16 protein-coding genes are annotated in these 22793 nt (G+C 63.7%); 6 read left to right on the top strand and 10 right to left on the bottom strand.

Going from position 1 to position 22793, the window contains the following annotated elements; genetic code table 11:
* Genes CV103_RS04795 through CV103_RS04785 form a run of 3 tightly spaced genes read left to right on the top strand, consistent with a single transcriptional unit; the run spans position 1 to position 2419 of the window.
* Positions 1–777 (top strand): SDR family NAD(P)-dependent oxidoreductase, encoded by a 777-nt coding sequence (locus CV103_RS04795; protein WP_107394113.1) that lies wholly within the window; start codon positions 1–3, stop codon positions 775–777.
* On the top strand, positions 774–1529 hold the full coding sequence (locus CV103_RS04790) for an HpcH/HpaI aldolase family protein (protein WP_107394112.1): 756 nt from the start codon (positions 774–776) through the stop codon (positions 1527–1529). Before CV103_RS04795 ends, CV103_RS04790 begins: the two co-directional genes overlap by 4 nt.
* On the top strand, positions 1526–2419 hold the full coding sequence (locus CV103_RS04785) for an EamA family transporter (RefSeq protein WP_245896645.1): 894 nt from the start codon (positions 1526–1528) through the stop codon (positions 2417–2419). Before CV103_RS04790 ends, CV103_RS04785 begins: the two co-directional genes overlap by 4 nt.
* A 70-nt stretch (positions 2420–2489) precedes the next feature.
* Here CV103_RS04785 and CV103_RS04780 read toward each other — a convergent pair whose 3' ends face one another.
* The 3 genes from CV103_RS04780 to CV103_RS04770 all read right to left on the bottom strand — a co-directional run bounded on the left by CV103_RS04780 (position 2490) and on the right by CV103_RS04770 (position 7510).
* Entirely contained in the window at positions 2490–3746 is a 1257-nt protein-coding gene (locus CV103_RS04780; RefSeq protein ID WP_170112551.1) for an MFS transporter, read from the bottom strand.
* Between the two features lie 117 nt (positions 3747–3863).
* The gene (locus tag CV103_RS04775) at positions 3864–6188 is read right to left on the bottom strand and encodes a TonB-dependent receptor (RefSeq protein WP_170112550.1); all 2325 of its coding nucleotides are present in this window, start codon (positions 6186–6188) and stop codon (positions 3864–3866) included.
* A gap of 278 nt (positions 6189–6466) precedes the next feature.
* Complete coding sequence (locus CV103_RS04770; protein WP_170112549.1) at positions 6467–7510, bottom strand: LacI family DNA-binding transcriptional regulator; 1044 nt, start codon at positions 7508–7510, stop codon at positions 6467–6469.
* A 136-nt stretch (positions 7511–7646) separates the two neighbouring features.
* Between CV103_RS04770 and hisD the strand changes: the two genes are divergently transcribed.
* Positions 7647–8948, top strand: a complete 1302-nt coding sequence (gene hisD, locus CV103_RS04765; RefSeq protein ID WP_107394149.1) for a histidinol dehydrogenase — start codon at positions 7647–7649, stop codon at positions 8946–8948.
* A gap of 134 nt (positions 8949–9082) precedes the next feature.
* Here hisD and CV103_RS04760 read toward each other — a convergent pair whose 3' ends face one another.
* Complete coding sequence (locus CV103_RS04760; RefSeq protein WP_245896644.1) at positions 9083–10144, bottom strand: cupin domain-containing protein; 1062 nt, start codon at positions 10142–10144, stop codon at positions 9083–9085.
* A gap of 53 nt (positions 10145–10197) precedes the next feature.
* On the opposite strand from CV103_RS04760, the gene CV103_RS04755 reads away from it, so the two are divergent.
* Positions 10198–10962 (top strand): alpha/beta fold hydrolase, encoded by a 765-nt coding sequence (locus CV103_RS04755; RefSeq protein ID WP_107394107.1) that lies wholly within the window; start codon positions 10198–10200, stop codon positions 10960–10962.
* A gap of 220 nt (positions 10963–11182) precedes the next feature.
* On the opposite strand, the gene CV103_RS04750 is transcribed toward CV103_RS04755, so the two are convergent.
* The 6 genes from CV103_RS04750 to CV103_RS04725 all read right to left on the bottom strand — a co-directional run bounded on the left by CV103_RS04750 (position 11183) and on the right by CV103_RS04725 (position 21635).
* Complete coding sequence (locus CV103_RS04750; RefSeq protein ID WP_211314348.1) at positions 11183–12778, bottom strand: alkaline phosphatase D family protein; 1596 nt, start codon at positions 12776–12778, stop codon at positions 11183–11185.
* A gap of 29 nt (positions 12779–12807) precedes the next feature.
* Complete coding sequence (locus tag CV103_RS04745) at positions 12808–13683, bottom strand: glycerophosphodiester phosphodiesterase (RefSeq protein WP_170112548.1); 876 nt, start codon at positions 13681–13683, stop codon at positions 12808–12810.
* 79 nt (positions 13684–13762) lie between these two features.
* A complete protein-coding gene (locus CV103_RS04740; RefSeq protein WP_107394105.1) occupies positions 13763–16756 on the bottom strand; it encodes a TonB-dependent receptor domain-containing protein in 2994 nt (997 codons plus the stop codon).
* 124 nt (positions 16757–16880) lie between these two features.
* Positions 16881–20075, bottom strand: coding sequence for a TonB-dependent receptor (locus tag CV103_RS04735; protein WP_146163376.1), 3195 nt, complete (start codon positions 20073–20075; stop codon positions 16881–16883).
* 122 nt (positions 20076–20197) lie between these two features.
* Positions 20198–21142: a FecR family protein gene (locus CV103_RS04730; protein WP_146163375.1), complete on the bottom strand. Its 945-nt coding sequence runs from the start codon at positions 21140–21142 to the stop codon at positions 20198–20200.
* Positions 21120–21635, bottom strand: a complete 516-nt coding sequence (locus tag CV103_RS04725) for an RNA polymerase sigma factor (RefSeq protein WP_070934111.1) — start codon at positions 21633–21635, stop codon at positions 21120–21122. The genes CV103_RS04730 and CV103_RS04725 overlap by 23 nt, the downstream gene beginning before the upstream one ends.
* Positions 21636–22349: 714 nt before the next feature.
* Between CV103_RS04725 and CV103_RS04720 the strand changes: the two genes are divergently transcribed.
* Positions 22350–22784: a hotdog fold thioesterase gene (locus CV103_RS04720; RefSeq protein ID WP_015457203.1), complete on the top strand. Its 435-nt coding sequence runs from the start codon at positions 22350–22352 to the stop codon at positions 22782–22784.
* Positions 22785–22793 lie beyond the last annotated feature (9 nt).

Here is a 22793-nt window from a genome sequence, read left to right as displayed (position 1 = left end):
ATGACCGCCGCCGCATTGCCGCGAACGCCCAGCTTTCGCCTCGACGGGCGGCGGGTCCTGGTGACGGGCGCAGGTCGGGGGATCGGCGCGGCCATGGCCGCGGCTCTCGCCGAGGCCGGCGCCGCCGTGACCCTGGCCGCGCGTTCGGACCACGAGATCGCGTCCGTGGCCGAGGCCATTGGGCAATCGGGCGGCCAGGCGGAAGCAGCGGCGCTCGACGTCTCAGACCTCGATGCCGTAACGCGCTTCTTCGACGAGCGCCCGGCCTTCCACGTCCTGGTCAACAATGCGGGGACCAACCGTCCCAAGCCGATGATCAACGTCAGCGAGGCCGATTACGACGCGGTGCTGGACCTCAACGTCAAGAGCGCCTTCTTCGTTGCCCAGGCCTGCGTCCGGCAGATGTTGGCCGCGCGGATCGAGGGCGGCAGCCTGATCCACATCGGCAGCCAGATGGGCCATGTCGGCGGACCCAACCGGTCGCTCTATTGCGCATCGAAATGGGCGCTGGAGGGCATGAGCAAGAGCTTCGCGCTAGACCTCGCGCCATACGGCATCCGTTCCAACACGATCGCTCCGACCTTCATCGAGACGCCGATGACCAGGCCGTTCTTCGAGGATACGGCGTTCAAGGCGAGCGTGCTCGACAAGATCAAGCTGGGCCGGATCGGCAGGGTGGAAGATCTGATGGGCGCCGCGGTTTTCCTGGCATCGGACGCCTCCAGCCTGATGACGGGGACCTCGCTGGTCGTTGATGGAGGATGGACGGCGGAATGAGCGGCAACCTCAAGCAACGGCTTGCGGCGGGCGAAATGCTGGTCGGCACGTTCGTGAAGACCCCCTCCCCGATCGTCGTCGAGGTTCTGGGGCTCAGCGCGCTCGACTGCCTGTGCCTCGATGCCGAGCATGCGCCGTTCGACCGGCCGGCGATCGACGCCTGCATCATGGCCGCGCGCGCGGCGGGAATGGACGTGCTGGTGCGTGTTCCCTCGGCCGCGCCCGAGCATATCCTCAATGCCCTCGATTGCGGCGCAACGGGCGTCGTCATCCCGCACGTGCGATCGGCCGAGGAAGCGTGCACGGCGGTGCGGCTCAGCCACTATGGCGCCGGCGGGCGCGGCTATGCGGGCTCCGCGCGCGCCGCCGCCTATACGACGAAGCCGATGGCCGCCCATCTTGCCGACAGCGCCACGCGCACTACGGTCGTGCTCCAGATCGAAGACCCCGAAGCCATCGACGCGATCGAGGAGATCGCCGCCGTCGAGGGAGTCGATGCGCTGTTCGTCGGCCGCGTCGACCTGACCGTCGCCTACGGCGCGGCGAGCCAGGATGATCCGCAGGTGATCGCCGCGGTCGAGAAGGTCTGCGCCGCCGGCCAGCGTCACGGCCGGAGGACCGGCATGTTCTTGGCTCGACTCGACGACGTTCCCACCTGGATCGACAAGGGCGCTACCCTGTTCCTGCTGGGATCGGATCATGGCTTCATGCTGGCGGGCGCGGCCGCGCTGGTCGCGCAGGTCAAGAGGTGAACGAAAGCCGGGGACTGGGCCTGCTCGGCGGTCTCGTCCCGTTGATCGCCGCGATGGCGTCGGTCTGTATCGGCAATTCCTTCGCCAAGGCGCTGTTCCCGCTGGCAGGTGCCAGCGGCACCAATGCGTTGCGCCTGGGACTTTCAGCGCTGCTGCTGATCGCGCTTTTCCGACCGTGGCGCTGGCAGATCGGGCGCGTTGGCTGGGTGGCCGTAGTGCCTTACGGCATGACGATCGCGGCCATGAACCTTTGTTTCTACATGGCCTTGCGCACCCTGCCGCTGGGCATTGCCATCGCGATCGAGTTTCTGGGGCCGCTGAGCATCGCGCTTATGTTTTCGGTGCGACGGGCGGATTATCTGTGGATCGCCTGCGCCGCCCTCGGCGTCGCCAGCTTGACTCTTCCCGGCGCGATTTCCGGATCGAGTCATGCCGCGCTGGATCCCGTCGGACTGGCCTTCGTCCTCGGTGCGGCACTGGCCTGGGCGCTCTACATCGTCGCCGGCAAGCGCGCGAGCGAGATTCTGCCCGCGGGCCAGGTCGTTTGTCTGGGCACCTGTGTCGCGGCCCTGATCGCCGTTCCCGTCGGCATCGTCTCAACCGGCGCGCGCCTGATCGAGCCGCAAATCCTCGCCGGCGGCCTCGTCGTCGCGGTGCTGGCGAGCGCCATTCCCTTCTCGCTGGAGATGATCGCGCTCAAGCGCCTGCCACGCCATGTCTTCGGCGTGGTCGTCAGCCTCGAGCCTGCGATCGGCGCGCTGGCCGCCCTGGCGATCCTCGGCGAACGGCTAAGCCTGCTGCAGTGCCTGGCCATCGCCGCGCTGATCGCCGCCTCGGTCGGAATATCGCGCAACCATGCACTGGAAGACGCAGTCCCGCCGCAAGTCTGAAATAGGCGGACCACTTACGTCGCGGTGAGCAAGCCAAACACCCGCGCTCGCAGGGATGACCTTGTTGGGCTCAGCGCGCCTTTAGCCGGCGCCCGGGCAGCAGCGGACTGGCATGCGTTTCGGGCAAGGCGAGCCAGATCAGCCCGGCAATGACGAAAGTCACGCTGGCGAGCCCCATCGTCGCGCCGAGGCCGAAGCTGCTGGCCAGCGAGCCCGTGACCAACGGTGCGAAGAAGCTGACGATCCGGCCCCAGTTGAAGATCGACGCCGCCGTCGATTTGAGGTGCGGCGGATAGAGTTCGGTCAGCCATGGCCCCCAGACGACGCTCGACGACAGCATGAAACCATAGGCCGCACCGACCGATCCGAGCAAAACGACATTCGTGCCGACATTGAGGTAGATGAGGATGGCGAGCGCCGCGCCGATGAAGCCCAGCGCATTGAAGCGGCGGCCGAAAGTGTCGCCGGTCCAGCCCCAGAAGAAACCTCCGATGATGTTCGCGGCGAATTGCCAGGCGACGAGATCGCCCAGGGTCGCCGGGCTCAGGTGGCGAACGTCGCGCAGATAGGTCGTCAGCCAGCCGCTGAATGCCTGGTAGCCGAAAAAGTTGAGGCCCATGAGCGCAGCGAGCGCCAGCGTCTGAACACGCATGTCGCGAGAGAACAGGTCGAGCACGGGCGCGCGCGCCTTGCCGGCTGCAGCGTCCGCCCGGGCGTCTGCCGTGCTGGGAATCAGCACGAAAGCGAAACCGGCGAGCAGGACTGGCGGGACACCGCCCATCCACAGCAGCCATTTCCAATCGCCGCCGACCCAGCCGCTGGTCACGCCCAGCAGGGTAACCGCGCAGCCGAAGATCGCATTGATCAGGCTGGCCAGCCGTCCCCGCACGTTGCTCGCGAACAGGCCGACATAGATACCGACGACGATCGGGAAAATACCGCCCATGAACAGGCCGAGCAGGAAGCGATCGGCAAGATAGGCCGCATAGCTTGTGACGAAAGTTCCGGCAATCAACGCCAGGCCGTAGCCGATCATGACCACGGCCAGCATCTTGCGGCGCCCGAACCGGTCAGCGAGCTGCCCCATGACGACGGCGCCGATCAGGGCGCCCGCGCCCTGGGCTGAATAGCCGGAGCCGGCTTCGGTCAGCGTCAGGCCCAGGCTCTCGCGAATGTAGGGCCGCAGCACGTCGACCGAATTCCACGCCCAGCTATAGAAGAATTCCGCAACCATCAGAAAAGCGAAGGCAACTATCCCGCGCGCGAGCGGGGGATAGTTGCCTTCATCCGATGCCACGATGAGTGGGGGGGCGGCATCGGTCACCATCAGCGCGCCGCCATCGGTCCCGATGGCGAGCGCTTCTTCGATAGCATCTTCGGGATCGGGGTGGGCCGGCGGGACAGGCTTCATCTCAGGTCCTTTCACGCGCCCCGATCCATGGACTTAGCGGAAGCTCGCGCCCAGGCGCACACCCCAGACGCGGGGCGGGCTGAAGGATTCCTGGATACGCGCGTTGCCGCCCAGCGTCGCCGAATAGATCACCGCCTTGTCGGTCAGGTTGTTGACGAACCCTTCGACGTAGAAGCTACCCGATTCCGGCGTGTAACGCAGGCTGGCATCGACCGTGGCATAGGACTTCTGCAGATCGAGCACGGTGTTGTAGTCGGTCGAATAATATTTGGTCGAATAGAGCAGGTCGATGCGCGGTGAGATCATGCCGTGATCGCCCAGATCTGCATCATAGGAGATGCTGGCCGTGGTCTTCAGCGTGGGCGAGGTCGGCACGCGGTTGCCCGCCAGGTCGACGGTTGCGGTGTCGCCGAACGGGTTCGGTCGGACATATTTGGTGAACTTGGCATTGAGCAGCGCCGCCGTCAGGTCGACATGCAGGCCGTCGACCGGCAGGGTCTTCAGCTCGAACTCAGCGCCGTAGCTGCGCGCCGCCCCCGCGCTCGAATAATATGACAGGTTGGTCAGAGGATCGAGAATCGTTATCTGCAAGTCTTTATATTTATTATAAAACAGGCTGGCGTTCAGGATTATCCGGCCATCGGCGAACTTGTTCTTCGAACCGATCTCATAGGCCGTCACCGTCTGCGGCGCATAGCTTGGCGGGATCAGCGCGTTGTTTGAATTGTTGTTGATGCCGCCGGATTCGAAGCCGGTCGAAACCGATGCGTAGAGCATGTTGTCGCGCGTCGCGTTGAACTCGACACCTGCGCGCCAGGTCACCTTGTTGAACTTCGCCTGCCCAGCGCCGCGCGCCGCGGTCTGGGTATCGAAGTTGAACGTGCCCGCGGGCGCGGTGAAGTTGGTGATCACATAGTCCTTGGTCTCGTCCGAATAGCGGATGCCGGCGGTCAGACGAAGCGTGTCGGGAATGATCGAATAAGTCGCCTGCCCGTAAAGCGCATAGGCCTTGGTATCGATCTCCGTACGAGAACGCGTGCTGAGTGCGGTCGCCGTGGGTGCGGTGTAGACCTGGCTGTAAAGCTCGTCGACCATGTCGTGGAAATAATATCCGCCGACGATCCACTGCAGCGGAGACCCCTTGTCGGTGGAAGAGAGCTGCAGCTCCTGGCTAAAAGTCTTCACGTCGGTGTCTGGCTGCTGGATGCCCGAACCGGCGAAGGCGGCTGTCACGCCGGCCGCGGGGAAGACCATCGACGACTGGTCGAGGTCACCGCTGCGGCGCGAGCGGAATTTTGTGTATCCCGTGATCGACTTTATTGCGACGCCGCCAAAGTCATAGCCGATCTGGCCGTTGACATATTTCTCACGCAGATATTCGGTCGGCTGATAGTCCCACTGGACGTGATACTCGTCGCCTGTCACCGGCACGCCAATGTCGACGCCGTTGACGAAGACCGAGCCGTTGGTCACCGACGGGTTCACCGCATAGGGCACGCCGTTGATCGAGCGCATACCCGTCGCCGGATCGATCAGCGTACCGACGGTCTTATAGCCGTAAGCGCCGCCGCCGGCGTCGTTGCGTTCCCAGTAGCCGGCATGGACCTGGACCTCGAGCCGCTCCGTCGGCGTGTAGAGCAGGCTCGCGCGCAGCGCCGACTGATCCTCGTCGTTGAAACGGACGTCGGGGTTGGTAGTCGAGCGGACATAGCCGTCATGCTCACTGTGATAGCCGGCGACGCGCAATTGCAGCGTGTCGCTCACGGGCAGGTTCACGAAGGCATCGAACTGGCGCAGGTTGTAGTTTCCGGCCGCTGCGTTGAAGCCGGCTTCGAAGTCCTTGGTCGGCAACTGGGTAACGACCGAGATATTGCCGCCAAAGGTATTGCGGCCATAGAGCGTGCCTTGCGGGCCGCGCTGCACCTCGACCCGGGCGATATCAAACAGCGGAATGGACTGCTGCTGCGTGCGGCTCTGATAGACTCCGTCGAGATAGAAGCCGATCACCGGGTCGCTCTGTGCGCTGACGAGCTGCGTGCGCACGCCCCGGATCGCCGGGAAGGAATCGGCACCCTGCTGCCCCCAAGTCAGGCCCGGCGACAAGAGCTGGAGGCGGCTGGCATCGTTGACGCGGCTGCGCGTGAGATCGGCACCGCTGACCGCCGTCACAGAGAGCGGCACATCCTGCAGGCGCTCACTGCGGCGCTGGGCCGTGACGACGATATCACCGATAAGGCTGTCTGAGGATGCGTCCGCACTTTGAGGCGCCGTTCCTGCGGCATCCTGGGCCATGGCCGCAGAAGCACAGAGAGTCATGGCCAGTGCCGAAACGCCACCTAACCAGAAACGATTGGTCATGCAAAACCCTTTCCCCTGACGGCCGGCCCTATCGACCTGTTCCGTAGGAGCACACGCTACCAATTCGCTTGTGACGCGTCCATGACAAAATGCATTCGAATGCATCATGAATTGGACGCTGCCGCGCTTGCCGTCACATGCCATAACTCACTAATATACATAGAGAAATATTATTTCCACGGCGCGAAGGAAAGGCGCCGGACAGACGTGATGCCACAGGCCCCACCTGGAGAAGCCGGTCTATCCGCGAGAATTTTGCTTCCGAATGCGATCCTGCGTCATGCGAGTCGCGCGGAGGCTCCGCGCACGAATTCGCCGGCGAAGAGGCGACGTTCGGCCGACGTGTTTTCATTCTCGATGCGTTCAATGAGCATCGAAACCGCAGCCTCGGTCATGCGCCGTACGGGCTGGCGGATCGAGGTGACCCGATAGCTCGACCAGCTGGCGGGCGCAGTACCGTCGAAGCCGACGATGGACAGATCATCCGGAATCTTCAGCTTGAACGCCTCACGCGCGCAATCGATCGCGCCAATCGCCATCTGATCGTTGCCGCAAATCACCGCGTTGAGGCTCAATCCCCCCGCCATCAACTGGCGCAGGCCTTCCCTGCCCCCGCTATAGCTGAAGTCGCCGCGCACGACCGGCACGTCGTTGAAACCGGCCGCCGCCAGCCGATCGAGCGCTGCCCGGCGCCGCTCCTCGCCGACATAGGAATCTTCGGGACCGGCGATGATGCCGAAATCGCGATGCCCTGCCGCCAGCAGCCGCTCCACCAGCTCGACCTCTCCAGCGGCGGAATCGCAGCATACGCTCGCGGCCCGCGCCTTCGCGGGAACACGGTTATAGAGCACCAGTGGCACACGGTGGTCCTCGAAAAGCTGGATTTGCGCGTCGGACAGCCGGGCAGCCGAGATGACCCCATCCAGGCTGTGCCGCCAGACCTGATCGAGAACTTCGTCCACCTCCCCCTCCGCGCGCAGCGAAAAGAGCAGGACGCGGGTGTCCCGCTCGGTCAGACGGCGTGTCAGCTCTTCAAGCACTTCGGGATAATAGAGGTTCGTGAGGCTGGAAATCAGCACGGCCACCATGTTGGTCCGCCCCGAGATCAACCCCTGCGCCAGGGCGTTGGGACGATAGCCGAGTTCGGCGGCGACCTTCTCGATCCGCTTGCGCGTGGCCGGGGCGATGCTGCCGCCCGGCGCGAAACAGCGCGAGACTGCCGACTGCGACACCCCGGCCTTTCGCGCTACGTCATAGGACGTCGCCCGGCGCGCAAGCGTGGTCGGTTTTACAGGCTGGTCCATCGCGTCCTCGTCAAGCACTTGTCCCATCCTTCCTACACTTCGCTGAAAAATTGCAAAACAGCATGGTGGCAATCGGATTGGAATGACATATGCATTCGAATGCACTAAAGGAAGCGAATCCGCTCCTGCGGCATGTCAGTTGAAGGATTCCCATATGACCCGCGTCCCCGCGCCTCGCGCTCTCGAAGGCAAGCTCGAATATATTAAGAGCCCCGTCCAGGACCAGCACGCCGACAACAGCAAGGTCGCCGGCCTCGTCGCCGGCGTGCTCAAGGACGTGCGCGAGCGCGGCGATGCCGCCGTGCGCGAATATGCGAGCAAGTTCGACAATTCCGACCTCGAGCAGTTCGAGGTGACGCCGGCCGAACGGCAACAGGCCCTTGATATGCTCGATCCGCAGACCCGCGCGGATACCGAATTCGCCATCGAGAACGTGCGTCGCTTCGCCGAGGCCCAGCTTTCCACGATCCTGCCGCTGGAAGTCGAGCCGATGCCCGGTCTCCACCTGGGCCATCGGGTGATCCCGATCCAGCGCGTCGGCGCCTATGTGCCGGGCGGGCGCTTCCCGCTGTTGTCGGCGCCGATCATGACGATCGTACCCGGCAAGGTCGCGGGCTGCGACGAAGTCGTCGCCTGCCTGCCGCCCAATGCGCACAAGGCGATGGTCGCCGGCTGCCACCTGTCGGGTGCCGACCGCATCTTCCTGATCGGTGGCGCGCAAGCCATCGCAGCGATGGCATATGGCACCGAGTCCGTGCCGCAGGTCGACAAGATCATGGGTCCGGGCAACGCTTTCGTGAACGAGGCCAAGCGCCAGGTATTCGGCCCGGTCGGCATCGACCAGCTCGCCGGGCCGTCCGAGATCTTCATCGTTGCCGATGCAACCGGCAACCCCGAGCTGATCGCCACCGACCTGCTGGGCCAGGCCGAACACGACGTGCGCACGCGTGTCGGCCTGATCACCACCGATCGCGCTCTCGCCCAGGCGACGGTGGCCGAAGTCGATCGTCAGCTCCAGACACTCGCCACGGCCAAGGTCGCGGCGGAAAGCTGGGCCAATTATGGCGAAGTGGTCCTCTGCGAAGACGAAGCCGCGATGATCGCCTATTCCGATTACGTCGCGGCCGAGCATCTGCAGGTGCACACCGCCGATCCCCACGCTTTCGCCAAGAAGCTGCGCAACTACGGCTCACTGTTCATCGGCGAGAACGCCAGCGTGGTCTATTCCGACAAGAATGTCGGTACGAACCACACGCTCCCGACGATGGGCGCGGGTAAATATACCGGCGGCCTCTGGGTCGGCTCCTACGTGAAGATCGCAACTTATCAATGGCTCGAGGAATCCGCGATCCGCGCCGTCGCCCCGCCCGCCATCCGGCAGAGCGGCAGCGAAGGCCTGGAAGGCCATCAGAAAGCCGCGGCCATCCGCTTCGATCGTCTGAAAGCATCAGCCTGACGGGTCGCAACCACAGGTGACAAAAGGAAAGGGCGCCGGTTAATCCGGCGCCCTTTTTCATGGCAATCGCTGAAGCACGGCTCGTTTCAGACCGCGCTCGGGCGCCATCTCACATCCGGGCTCGAACCGGCGCATTACCCCAGAAAAACAGGCGGTGCGGGATCTTCGGTGCCACGCGCGACGAAGGCGATCGCCGGCACCGATGCGGTGTTGCGGAAGGCGTGCGGAAGGCCGATCGGCACGGTCAGCGTATCTCCCGCCCCCATGACGATTGCACCGTCGGCCCAGCTTACTTCGAGCGTGCCTTCCTGGAGGATCAGGACTTCGGCTTCCTGCCGGCTGTGCATGGGCACGTAGGCCCCTGTTTGCAGCGTGAAGAGGCGCAGGTTGCAGCCATGCGGCCACCAGCCGGAAATCGGCCCCGGCTCGAATCCGTCGCGGGTCGGCCTGGGGGTGATGATCGCTGCTTCCTCCACGCCCTCGGCCGCCAGGGGCGAGCACGGATTGGGATTCGCCCGGACCTGTTCATAGGTCGCGACGCATTCCAGCAGCTTGTCCAGCGGCGGCGTCTTGAGCTTGGCAACCGTTTCCGGATCGATCGCCTCCTCAAGCTCGACCTGCTTGAGCTGATAGTCCCCGTCCGACGTATCGATCAGCATGCCCCCCTTGGCGAGCTTCAGGCCGTGGCCCGCGGCCGCTTCGAAAACGGCGGGCGCCCAGGTCACCTTGCCCGGATCGTCCTCACCCAGCACGGTGAACAGCATGCCCACGCCGTCGTCGACCTTCTCGAAGCCGCGGAACATGTGGATCGGTACGGAACAAACGTCGCCCGGCCCTATCTCCAGCGAACCATCCTCGCAATTCGGCCCGAAAAGCAGGCGCCAACGGCCCGAATGAACCATAAAGACTTCGGCCGTGTCATGGCTGTGCTGCGAATTGACGCAACCGAATGGCTGGCGCGCCGCACCGATGTTGAACCCGTGCTTTTCGGTAATATGGACGTGCTGGTCGGCGCTTTCCGAAACGCCCGCGCCAATGATCGTAAAATTCTCTTTCTCAGTAGAGCCCGGTGTCTTCGTATCGATGAAGGCCGTGCGGCACGGTATCAGATCAGCATAGCGCACCAGCCTCGCGTTCATGGCTTCCTGGGTCCAAAGGGTCACGCTCAAAACTCCGATCCGCGCTGGCCAGCGCATATTGCATCCGAATGCATAGCAGCTAGGGTATTTAGTTGAAGCACGCAAGATGGATGGGAATTTACGAGATGGATGGCGGGAAACTGACGGGATCCGATAATGACACGGAGCGGCTGCCGCTGTTGCTCGTGCCAGGCACGCTTTGCGACGAGCGGGTTTTCACTCCAGTCCTGGCATTGCTGCCCGAGCGTTCCGTCAGCATCGCCCCGCTGACCGACGTGAGCGACGTGCATGAAGCGGCGCGGCGCATTCTCGCCGATGCCCCTCCCCGCTTCGCACTTCTGGGATTTTCACTCGGAGGCATTGTCTCGCTGGAAATCGCGGCGACCGAGCCCGGGCGCGTGGCCGGTCTCGCCCTGATCGGCAGCAACGCGCGGCCAGTGGCGCCGGAATTCCATGCCGAGCGGCGCCGTGAGGCCATTTCCGGCAGCGAGAACCTCGATCACTATATCCGAAAGATCATGTGGCCACGCTACGTCAGCGAGGGCCGTCGGCAGGACGCGGCCCTCCAGCACCTGATCGCAGCCATGGCCCGCGACGGCGGCCGGCAATTGCTGCTCAACCAGACCGAGATCGGTCTCTCGCGGATCGACAGCCGCGACCGGATCGCAAGGATGACGATGCCCAGCCTGGTGTTGGGCGGATGCGAAGACGCGCTATGTACGCCGGAAATGCAGCGCGAGATGGCGCATCGTCTGCCCGATGCTCAATTGGCGCTTCTTCCTGATGCCGGACATTTCGTGACGCTCGAGCAGCCGGAAGCCGTGGCCGCACATATTTCATCCTGGCTGGAACGGGTGGACAGGGTATCCGCTTAAGCTCGACGGGTTCTCCGAGTCAGAACCGCGTGAACGGGCAGCCTGACGCCTCAATGCTGGCGATATCGCCCATGAAGCTCACCTCGCTGATCACGGACGATATCGCCCCGCCCGTCCTCACCATGCTGCCCGCTTCCGAATTCGCGGCTTTGAGGAATGGATCATCGACAGGCGGACTTCCGGGGTTTCCGGCCACAGCACGCAACCTGCGAACTCCGGCTCAGGATCGGTGGAGCGCGGGACGACCGGGCTCAACGGTGTAGCTGGCGAGGGTGCTGAGCTTGCCGCCGGTACGATCGACCCGATCGAGCACCTTGATGTCGGTTTTCCATAGCTTCGGCGTGATCTCGAAAAGCTGGTATCCCCGCTGATCGGCGTAGAGATCAATCTGGGGATTGTTCCGGACGATGTGCTCCAGCCCCGCCGTCCCAACGCCATTTCCACCAGAGGTGATCGAGGTCGACAGAAACTCGACGGCGACCTTTTCACCGTCCAGCCTGTCGTCGTCCGCCGGCACGGCCCCTGCCATATGCTTGTGGTGATCGCCCGTTGCGATGACGACGTTGCTGAGCCCGTGCCTGCGGACGGAGGCGATCAGCCGCTCGCGCGCCGGCCGATAGCCATCCCAGAGGTCGGTGCCGTGCCTAGGCTCCTCGGCATCGGCAGGGCGCAGATCGATCGGCATCACGATGACCTGCTGCGCCAGAAGGTTCCAGGCCGCATCGTTGCCGAGTCCCTCGTCCAGCCAGGCTTCCTGCGTCTTGCCGAGCATATCGGGCTGCATATGCGCCTCGGGCGGGCACGCGCTCTTGCCACCATTGTCGCCGCACGGCTGATCCGAGCGATAGGAGCGCGTGTCGAGCACATGCATCCGCATCAGCCGCCCAAAGTCGAGCCGGCGATAGGCGGTCAGCCCGCCCGCGATCGGAAACTGGGCCTTGCGCACGGGCATATGTTCATACCAGGCCTGAAGCGCGGCGTAGCGGCGCAGCGCGAAGATCGCCGGATCCGTGCCGTCCTGATCGAAGTCGCTCGCCCAATTATTGTCGATCTCATGATCGTCGAACGACGCGGCGAAGGCGCAGGCGGCGTGGGCGGCCTGAAGATCCGGGTCGCTCTTATACTGGGCATAGCGGCGGCGATAGTCGTCGATGCTGTAGATCTCGTCGCCGGCATGCTGGCGAACATTGTTGCGCTTGCCCTGCGGTCCAAGCGGCATGGCGGCGTCCTCGTAAATATAGTCGCCATAGTGGAAGATCAGGTCGAGGTCGGGCTCGGCGGCGAGATGCTTCCAGGCGTCATAATAGCCCATCTCGTAATGCTGGCATCCGCCGACGCCGATCCGCAGCCGGTCGACCAGGGCGCCTGCCAAGGGTGCGGTGCGGGCGGTTCCGACCGGGCTCAGGTCCGACCCCGCAGTGGCGAAGCGATACCAGTAGCGGCGGTGGGGTAGCAGCCCATCGACCTCCACATGGACCGAATGCGCCAGTTCCGGCAACGCCGTCGCCTCGCCCTTGCGGACCACCCGCGCAAAGCCCTGATCCTCGGCAACCTCCCACCGGACCGGCACATGCGCGGCGGGCATGCCGCCATGCTCGTCGAGCGGGCGTGGGGCGAGCCGGGTCCAGATGACGAAGCCGTCAGGCCAAGGATCGCCCGCAGCGACCCCGAGCGCGAAGGGATTGGCGCCCAGCGGTGCGGCGAGCAGGGGCGATCGGGAAATCCCCGCGATCAGGGCAAAACTTCCGCCCGCCTTGATCAGCTGGCGACGATCCAGTTTCAGCGTGGCCGGTTTCGGCACGATCAGTTTCAGCATGGCAACCCCCTGTCATTTCCCGGCACGTGTCAGCGCGCGGAAGCGGTTCGGTGCAGGAAGGCGGTGAGACCGGCCGGATCGTTGGTAAATATCGCGTCGTCGCCGCGCGCGAGATAGGCGCGCCAGCCCGCCTCATCATCAACGACATCGGAGAAAACCTGCACGCCGGCCGCACGCAACCGCTTGACCTCCGCCGCGTCCGCATCCTGCAGGCGCAGCAATAGGCAGGTCGCATGGTGCGCGCGGGCGAGTTCCAGATAATCTGCCTTCTCGCGCCACACCCCGAGCAGGCAGGTGGGGATGCGCGGGTTGACCTCATGCATCGCATCGATCGTCCGCCAATCGAACGACTGGAGGATATAACGCCCCTCGAGCCCATATTTGCGGACCAGCGCGTCCACCTTCTTCGCAAAAGCCACCGGATCGACGCTCCCTTCGCCGGGCTTGGGCATCTTCGTCTCCCCGAAGAACATCACGTTCGCCTTGGCATAGCGGGCGAGGAAGGCGTCGGCCGTCGGCATGGGCGTGCCGGGCACAGGCTTCTGGGTGGGATAGATGGCGCGGTGCGTGGATCCGCAATCGAACTTCAGCACGTCCGCAAGCTTCATCGCGCGGACCGGCCCGGGCGCGACGCCGTTGGCCGTGCAGAAGCTGGGGTTCACGCTCGTATCGTGGGTGATGACGAGCTGGTTATCGGCAGTCATGACCATGTCGAACTCAAGCATATCGACGCCGAGCCGCAGCGCATTGTCGAAGGCCGGGAGGGTATTTTCGGGCAGGAGCAGAGCCCCGCCGCGATGAGCGACGACAAAGGGCCGGTTCTGCGCGGACGCAGGCGAAATGGCGAGCGCACCGCCGACGGCCAGCAATGCGGCGAGGGATCGCATCAGAGCATCTATGTTCATGGAATACTCCCGGGGCGACACGGCTCCGCTCCTGAACGGAACGGAGCCGGTCATATGGTCCGATTGTCACAGATTTGCGTCAGAAGCTCGCATCGACCTTGACGAAGAAATAGCGGCCGATCGCGTCGTAATATGCGTTGCCAGTATTGTTCCCCACCGTCTGATGCGGCGTGGTCGGGGTGTCCTGCAGGAAGAACGGCGGACCCTTATCGCTGACGTTCTTCACGCCAAAGCTGAACATGTACTTATCCGTCGCCCGGATATTCAGCGTGATGTCATTCATGAAATAGGCCGGAATACGCGGAATCTCGTACGTCTCGTCCGATTGGGCGGTGGCGCTGTATTTGGCCGCGCTGATCATCCGCGTGTTCACTCCGAGCGTGAACTTCCCGAGCGAATAGCTGGTGATCAGCGTGCCCTTGAAGCGCGGATAATTCCAGGCGCCCGAATTGTCCGTGCCCGCGCTGCCCACCTGCGAGATGGTCGTCTGTTCGAGCAGATAGGTGCCGCTGAAGCCCAGCCGCATCTCTCCCGCACCGATCGGGACGCGGTAGTTCGCCCCGATATCGATGCCGCGCGCACGTTGCCCGGCCAGGTTCGCATATTGCGCTTGCACATAATCCACCTCGCCCGTGACCGGGTCTCGGTGAACGAATTGGCAATAAGCCTGGTCCGGGCCGCCGCTGGCGTTCACGCAGCTGTTCATCAGCGTCGTGTAGGCCAGCGAGGTGACGACATTGTCGATCTTGATGTCCCAATAGTCGACCGTCAGATCGAACCCGCGCAGGAAACGCGGCTGAAGCACGACGCCCACGGTGAAGGAGTTGGAGGTTTCCGGCGTCAGATCCGGATTACCGCCGCTGAAGACCCGGGGCTGATTGAGGTTGGGGTTTGGCAGCGGCCCGGTCCAGTTGGGGACGGTAGCGGCGCAATTGGCCGCCCGGTCATTGTCCTGCGTGATGAGCCCAGCCTGGCACGGATCGCTGATATGGCCGAGCGTCACCATGCTGATCGGCGAGAAGAGTTCGCCGAAATTGGGCACGCGGATCGAATGCGAGTAGGTGCCGCGCAAGGTCAGGCCGGTCACGGGTTCCCAACTGCCTCCGGCCTTCCAGGTGGTGCCGTTCGGATTGTCGCTATAGTGCGACCAGCGCACGGCGCCTTCGATTTCCAGCCGCCGGGCGAACGGCAGGTCCCGAAGAAGCGGGATCACGGCCTCGCCATAAAACTCCGTCGTGTCGCGGCGATGCTCGAGCGCGGGATGCAACGCCATGTCCATTCCCGGCGACCAGACGATATCGGCGAGCTTCGCCGTGTCGGGATCGTCCCGCGTGCGCAGCGTCTCACGCCGCCATTCGAAGCCTGCAGCGATGGAAACATCGCCATATGGCAGGCTGAACAGGCTGCCGTCGATATTGGCGCCGGCATTGATCATCGTGTTCTTGGTGCGCTCATACCGCTCCTTCTCGGCATAATCGATCCAGGCCTGGCTCGGTGCGTCGGTGGTATAGTAGTTGAACGGAGCGCAGCCCGCGGCGCGCGCGGCGGGATCGCGGCAAACGACCTGACCGTCCAGGAGGATCGTGTCACGCGCGTTGAGCCACTCGTCGCGACCGACTGCATTCCTGGTGGTGATGTTGTCGACCACCTGCCCATAGCGGACGAAGGCCTGCCAATTGAGCTTGCCTGTCAGGTCGCCGCCGATGTCGGTACCTGTCGTGATGGCATTGCGCTTGTGGATTTCCCAGGGAGTGGGAATATTCGTATAATGACGGTCGAACGAGATTTGCGTCAGGTTGTTGGAAACCATGAAATCGCGCAAGGTATCGGGCAGATAGGGGTCGGTTAGCCGCGCGATCTCACCCGTCGTGCCGACCCCATTCTTGCCCCACCAGTTGGTCGCACGCGCATCATCGCGATATTGCGGCCACTCCGCATTGCCGCGGCTGTAGCTGTGAGCATAGCCAAAGACGGCATTCCAGGTGATCGCAGGGGTCAGCTCGTAGGAAAGGTTCGAATAAGCCGAGGCCCGGGCTGATTTCCCGCGAAGCAGAATAGAGTCGTAAATGCCGAAGGCGCTGTCCGGGCCGCCATCCTGAACGCCGGTGTCGCCGTTCGAAACCACGTTGTAGCTGCTCTTGGGAATGGCGACGATCTGATTGTTAATCAGCTGATACCATTGCCCATTCTGGTTGCCGCACATGCCGGCCGTACCGATGATGCAGAAGGTGGGGAAATGGGAACGGTAGAACTGATGGTAGTCGATCAGGTAATTGTCGGGGATACCGTCATTCGGACCGGTGTTCCTGGGATTAACCTGATAGACATAGCGTTTGGTCGTGCGATCGAGGGTCGCCAGCGGCGCCGTGTCGCTATAATTGCCGCCAATGACGAAATGGCCGCGTCCGCCGCCGAAGTCGAAGCCGGTGGCCACGGAAAAATCGGACTGCCGGGCATCGCCTTCACCTGAGATACCGCTGGTCGCGGTAAGGTTCAGGCCGCTCATTTTCTTCTTCATGATGATGTTGACGGCGCCGGTCACCGCGTCGGCACCGTAAATCGCCGCAGCGCCACCCGTCACCGTTTCAATGCGATCGATCAGCGCCGTCGGAATCGTATTGAGGTCGACGGCCGAGGTCCGCGCGCCACCCGATACCCAGCGATGCCCGTCCACGACCACCAATGAACGGTTCGCGCCCATCTGGCGCAAGTTGATGTTGGCGACACCCTGGTCATATTCCTGGCCAAGCGAGTTCATCTCACCCAAACCGGGGCCAACCGCGGGATTGAGCAACAGCGTGTCATAGACGGTGTTGCGACCAAAATTCCTGGCATCCTCGGTGGTGATCACGCGGATCGGCATCGTCGATTGGAGCTCAGGGCGGGCGATGTGCGTGCCGGTGACGATAATGTCGCTGGCCGCACCGGCGCCGTCGCGGGCGGCACCCTGCGGACCGGCCCGGTCGGTGGAAGCTGGTGTCGTGCTGGTCTGGGCATAGGCTGCGCCGCTGGCGAGCATCCCCAAGGCGAGCGCGAAACTGGCGACGCCCGCATGAAGCGGGTCACGGAACATGGACACCTGCAATCCCCTTTGACGAACTGAAACGGTCAAAGGGAAAGCCGCCGCTGCTTCGAAAATCTTACAAAGTTTCTTTTTTCATTTCCGTTACATAACTGCGACTATTTTCTTGCAGCGATCAGAAGCGCAAATCGACCCTGGTGAAGAAATAACGACCGACGGGATCATAATAAGCGGCCCCCGTCGCGACGCCGCCCGAACCATGCGGGCCCGGCGCCGTATCGCGCAGCGGTGCGAAGATATCGGCGTTGCTGATGTTCTTCACGCCGATGGTGAGGCTGAATTTTTCGGCCGGACGGACCTGCACCATCAGATCGTTGTAGAGATAGGCCGGCACATGGCGGGGATCGCGCGTCTCCTCCGAGGCATCGGCGATGCTATAGGCGCTGCCGCTGATGAAGCGGCTGTTCAGCCCGAGCGTGACCTTCCCCAACGAATAGCTGGCCGTCAGCGTCGCCCTGACACGTGGATAATTCCACTGGCCTGCATAGTCGACGCCCGGGCTGCCCCGCTGCGTGATCGTCGTCTGCTCGAGCAGATAGGTGCCGCGGAATCCCGCCCGCAGCAGCCCTTTGCCAAGCGGCGCCCGATAGTTCGCGCCGAAATCGATGCCGCGGGCATGCTGGCCGGCCAGATTGGCATATTGGGCATGGATAAAGTTGACTGTGCCGTCGGCGTTGCGCTGGACGAACTGGCAATAGACCGGGTTCGGGCCGCCCGGGGAATCGACGCAGCTGTTGAGGATTGTAGTGTAGGACAGCGACGTGATGATGTCGTCGATCCGGATGTTCCAATAATCCACGGTCATGTCGAAGCCCGTCACGAGCTTCGGCTGAAACACCGCACCCAGCGTAAAGCTGTTCGACGTCTCCGGCGTCAGTTCCGGATTGCCTCCGCTGTAGATCACCGGTGCGTTGAGGTTCGGATTGGGCAGCGGCAGGCTCAGGCCGGGCAGCAGTGCCGCGCAATTCGCGGCCCGGTTCGCATTCTGCAGGATGGCGCCAGCCTGGCAGGGATCGTTGATATGCCCATAGATGGCCTGGCTGAGCGGCGAGAAAAGCTCGCCGAAATTGGGCACGCGGATCGAATGCGAGAACACGCCGCGCAGGGTGAATCCGGCGACCGGTTCCCAGCTGCCGCCCGCCTTCCAGGTATGAGTGTCCGGATTGTCGCTATAGCTGGAGAGGCGGTAGGCGCCCTCGATCTCCAGCCGGCGCGCGAAGGGAAGATCGCGCAGCAGCGGCACCTCGACTTCACCGTAGAGCTCGATCGTGTCGCGCACGGCATCGAGCGCGGGGTGAAACGCATAGTCGGAGCCGGGCGAGATGATGATGTCGGCAAGCTTTTCCGTGTCCGGATCGTCACGCGTGTGCAGCGTCTCGCGCCGCCACTCGACGCCCCCCGCGATCGAAACGTCGCCGTGCGGCAGGCGAAGGATGTCCCCGCTGAGCGTGCCGCCAGCGTTCAGCAGCGAATTCTCGTTCCGCTCGTACCGGCTCCTCTCGATATAGGCGAGGAGCGCCGGGCTGTACGGTTCGGTGCTAAAGAAGTTGAGCGGGACGCAGCCGCTCGCCCGTGCCGCGGGGTCTGCGCAGACGATCTGCCCGGTCGCGGGATCGACAATTGTGTCACGCGCCCGAAGCCATTCCGCTTTGCCGACCATATTGGTGGTTTCGATGCGATCGGTCACTTCGCCGTAACGCACAAACGCCATCCAGTTCAGCCCGCCTGCCAGCGGACCGGCCAGTTCGGTGCCGAACGAGATGTTGTTACGGCGATGGATCTCATAGGCCTGGGGCAGGTTGAAATAGGTCCGATCGAGAGGAAGCGCGGTGATCCCGCGCGCAAGCATGAACTGGCGGATCGGGTCCGGCAGCCAGGGGTTGGCGAGCGTCGCGATTTCTCCGGTGGTGCCGCCCCACCAGTTCGCCGGGCGGCCGTCGGTGCGGACCTCGGGCCATTCCGGCACCGCGCGCGCGTAGCTGTGCGCATAACTGAACGTCGCGCTCCAACTGACGGCCGGGCTCAGCTCATAAGCGAGATGGGCATAAAGCGATCCGCGTTCCGAAGCGTTGCGCAGCAGGTGATTTTCGAAACCGGTGGTGACGGGGCCGCCATCGCCGGTCCCCGTCTCGCCGGGCGTCACCGGAACGTCATAGTCGACCGGGACGACGCTTCCCTGGCGATACTGATACCATTGATTGCCGACATAGAAGCTCGGGACGGCGCTGCGATAGAAGGAACCGTAATTGTGGGCCAGCACCATGTCGGGAATGCCATCGTGCGGGCCGGTGTTCGCAGGATTGGCGTAATAGGTCTGGCGCCGGTCATAGCGCTCGGCCCAGCGTAGCGGCGCCTTGCGGCCATAGTCGCCGCCGAACACGAAGCGTCCGCGCCCGCCGCCGAACCTGAAGCCGGTGGCCAGCGAAAGGTTGGACTGGCGGGCATCGCCCCGGCTTGAAATCCCATCGGTGGCGGAAAGCTGCACGCCGGCCATCGACTTCTTCATGATGACGTTGACGGCGCCGGTTACCGCATCGGCGCCATAGATCGCCGCGGCGCCGCCCGTCACGACTTCGATCCGGTCGATCATCGCGCTCGGGATTGTGTTCAGATCGACCGCCGAGATCCGCGCCCCGCCCGATACCCAGCGCTGCCCATCGACCAGCACCAGTGAGCGATTATTGCCCATGCCGCGCAAATTGATGTTGGCCACGCCCACATCATATTCCTGCCCCTGCGAATTGGACTCGCCCAGGCCCGGCCCGATCGCCGGATCGAGCAGCAGCACGTCATAGATGGTATCCCGCGCGTAATTCCGGGCATCGTCCATGCGGATCACGCTGATCGGCATCGCCGAATGCAGCTCGGGCCGGGCTATATGCGTGCCGGTGACGACGATGCTGGCATCGGCGGCCATGCCGGGTTCCGCAGGAGGAGTCGATGGGCCAGACCTGTTGGACGGCGAAGCAATTCGTGGCGTGACGGCGGCGGTGCGTTGTGGCGGACGGGCGCTGCGGACTATCAGGAAGGTGCCTCCGCGCTTCAGGTAGCGCAGCCCCGATCCGCGAAGCAGCTCATCCAACGCACCCTCAGCCGTTGGCGCGGCGCGAACGGCCGGCGCCCTTTTCCCGCGCAGGAGCGCCGGGTCGGCGAGGATTTCGACACTCGCGGCCCGGGACAAGGCGGTCAGCGAATCGGAGAGGCTGGCGGCCGGAAGCGTCAGGCCGGCCTGCGCGGGAACGGACAGCGAGCAGAGGGCAACGCCCAATATGGCGAAGCTCGCGCCACGCAGGCCATGCGACAGGGGCACCCGGCAATCCTCCGTTTGCTGCACAGGAACGGGGCAGCGCGTGGGCCGCTGCCATCGCGCTCCCAGAAGGCGCTATTCGTGTCACCCTTGTTGCATCGCGGCAGGACCTGCCCGACTTAGGGTTACGGCTTGCCGCTCGACAGGAAGATCGCGCCGTCGTGCCGGGTGATGGTGAAGTCGTGGATCACGGCCAGATTGTCGATCTGCCTCACCGGATCGGTGAGGCGGACGCGACCGCTCACCCTGCGGTTCGCGAGCTTTTCGTCCGCGATCCGGATTCGGAGCGGCGACACGCCCTCCAGATCGTAGACCACCTGTGACAGAGGCACATCGCGATACTCCACCCATTCATGCCGCCAGCGGGCCACCCCACCCGCGCCCACATTGGCGATACGACTTAGCTCGCTCCCGGTCAGGATGGCGACCTGATCGGCGGAAAGGTCCATCCGGTCGCCGAACCAGCTATTTGCCCCCAGCCGCACAGCCCCGGACTCGACGGTCACGCGGACGGCAACGGGGTTGCTCGATACTTCGAAACGCGTGCCGAGATCGGTGATCCGGGCCTTGCCTGCGTCTATGCGGAAGGGGCGGCGCGCGTCATGCGCCACATCGGCGAAAACCGTGCCCTGAGTCAGCTCGACAACGCGGTCGTGGCCCGTGTAGCGGACGCGGATATCGGCGCCGCCGGCCAGGGTCAGGCGCGTCCCGTCTTCGAGCACGACTTCGCGAATGCCCCCTTCCGCGGACGCATAATGCCGCGGCTGGGCCAGGAATAGCTCGACCGACGGCCAGGCCGCGTAACCACCGGTGCAGGCGAGCAGCAGGCCGGCGGCGCTCGCCAGCGCAACATGTCGGGCCCGCCTGCGCTGGCGATAGGCGCGCAGCGCCACGTCCATGTCCGCCCCCATGACGCGCCGCCACATCGTATCGAACAGCGGCTTGCGACGTGCATCACCCGCGAGCCATGCATCGAAGCCCGCCTCGTCGAACGCTTCGCCCCCCATCCGACAGGCGACCCATTGGGCCGCCTCCCATTCGATCGTGCTATCCTCTGACAGGTCCGCCACGCTTCTCGATCTTTTCAATAGCCAGATGCAGATCCAGCACGGCCCGGGCAATATGCGCGTCCACCGCGCCAGGCGAAATTCCAAGTGCCTGGGCCACTTCCTTGGCCGATTGCTCCTCGACGCGGCGACGGAAGAACACCTCGCGCCGCAGCCTGGGCATGGCCTTCACGACATCGATGATGATCGCGACGAGCTGCCGCTGTTCCAGCCGCTCCTGAATGCCCGACTGCTGGCAAGGAAGATCATCCGACAGCTCGACAACTCGATTGCGCCCGATGCGGCGAAAATGATCGCGGGTCAGATCGAGGGATATGCGGCGCAGCAACCCCGTGACATTGGAGATGACGATACCGGGCTTGGCTTCATAGACCAGCAGCCGGACGATCGCCTCCTGAACGATGTCCTCGCGAAGCGCGGCATCGTCCACCCGTCGCCCAAGATAGCGCAACAAATCAACGCGGTGGCCGCCCCAGTCGGAATTGTCGAGTCGCATCGGAATCGGGGCCTAGGCCCCCAATGTGACAGCTCAGTTGCGCCCGCGGATTGAAAGGTCCGCATTGCCGCCGGTGGGGAGTAGCGCACCACAATGCTTGATCTAGAGGACCCAAAGGCTGGAGGGAGGACGCTGACAAGAACTACCGCCACCTGCTACCGGAATATCTCCGGGATACATCGCCGGCGTGGGGGAATATTGGCGCCGGACGGGCGAGCATATGAGTGCCCATCTGAAATGCCTAAGTGATTGCCTTAGCAGCCGCGCCGCTTGGGCATAGTAAAGCCCTGCGAACCAGGTTTTGAAATGGCGGAACCGAGGGGTACGAACCGTACACCTCTGATTTGGCGCCTTCCCAACGAGAAGCCATGGGCTCAAATGCTGCGGGCCTCAGGATCGGATGACTGTCGGCTGCAATGCGATCGGAGTTCCTCAAAGTGCATCTTGGTATCGCACTGGTATCGCAAATCGCGCAATTTGATTAAAAAATTGGCAAATTTTGCTTGACAAAAAATCGAGAAATGGCGGAAAAGTGCCATTTTTAAGGCTCAGATGGCACAACCGCACTGCAGAGGTCGGGGGTTCGTTTCCCCTCAGCTCCACCAGACCCGACCTTTCCGGAACCGGATCATGACGGCTCAGGCCGGCGCGTTTCATCGCGATCCGGCGCGTCCCGGTCTCCAGCCAATCCCGCACCTGTGAAGGGCACGCACCTTGGCAATCTGGCATAACGAAAGCATCGATCTTCAGGCGCTCACCGCCTTGGGCACGAACAACATGGCCGGCCATCTCGGCATCGAGTTCACCGATATCGGCGACAATTGGATCAAGGCCCGCATGCCGGTGGATGAGCGCACCCGCCAGCCTTATGGCCGGCTGCACGGCGGCGCATCAGTGGCGCTGGCCGAAACGCTCGGCTCGGTCGCGGGCGTGCTCACCGTCGATCCCGCCACCACCGCCGTGGTCGGCATGGAAATCAACGCCAACCATATCCGCCCGGTAAAGGACGGCTTCGTCCATGCGGTCGCGACCGCCGAATCGATCGGCCGCACCACCCAGATCTGGACGATCCGCATCACCGATGCCGAGGAACGCCTCGTCTGCCTGTCGCGCATCACCCTCGCGGTCATTCCCCTCGCCAGGGCATAAGGCGGCGCC

The sequence above is a fragment of the Edaphosphingomonas fennica genome, from assembly GCF_003034225.1.
Classification (GTDB): domain Bacteria; phylum Pseudomonadota; class Alphaproteobacteria; order Sphingomonadales; family Sphingomonadaceae; genus Sphingomonas_E; species Sphingomonas_E fennica.
This window is presented reverse-complemented; position numbering and strand designations above follow the sequence as displayed.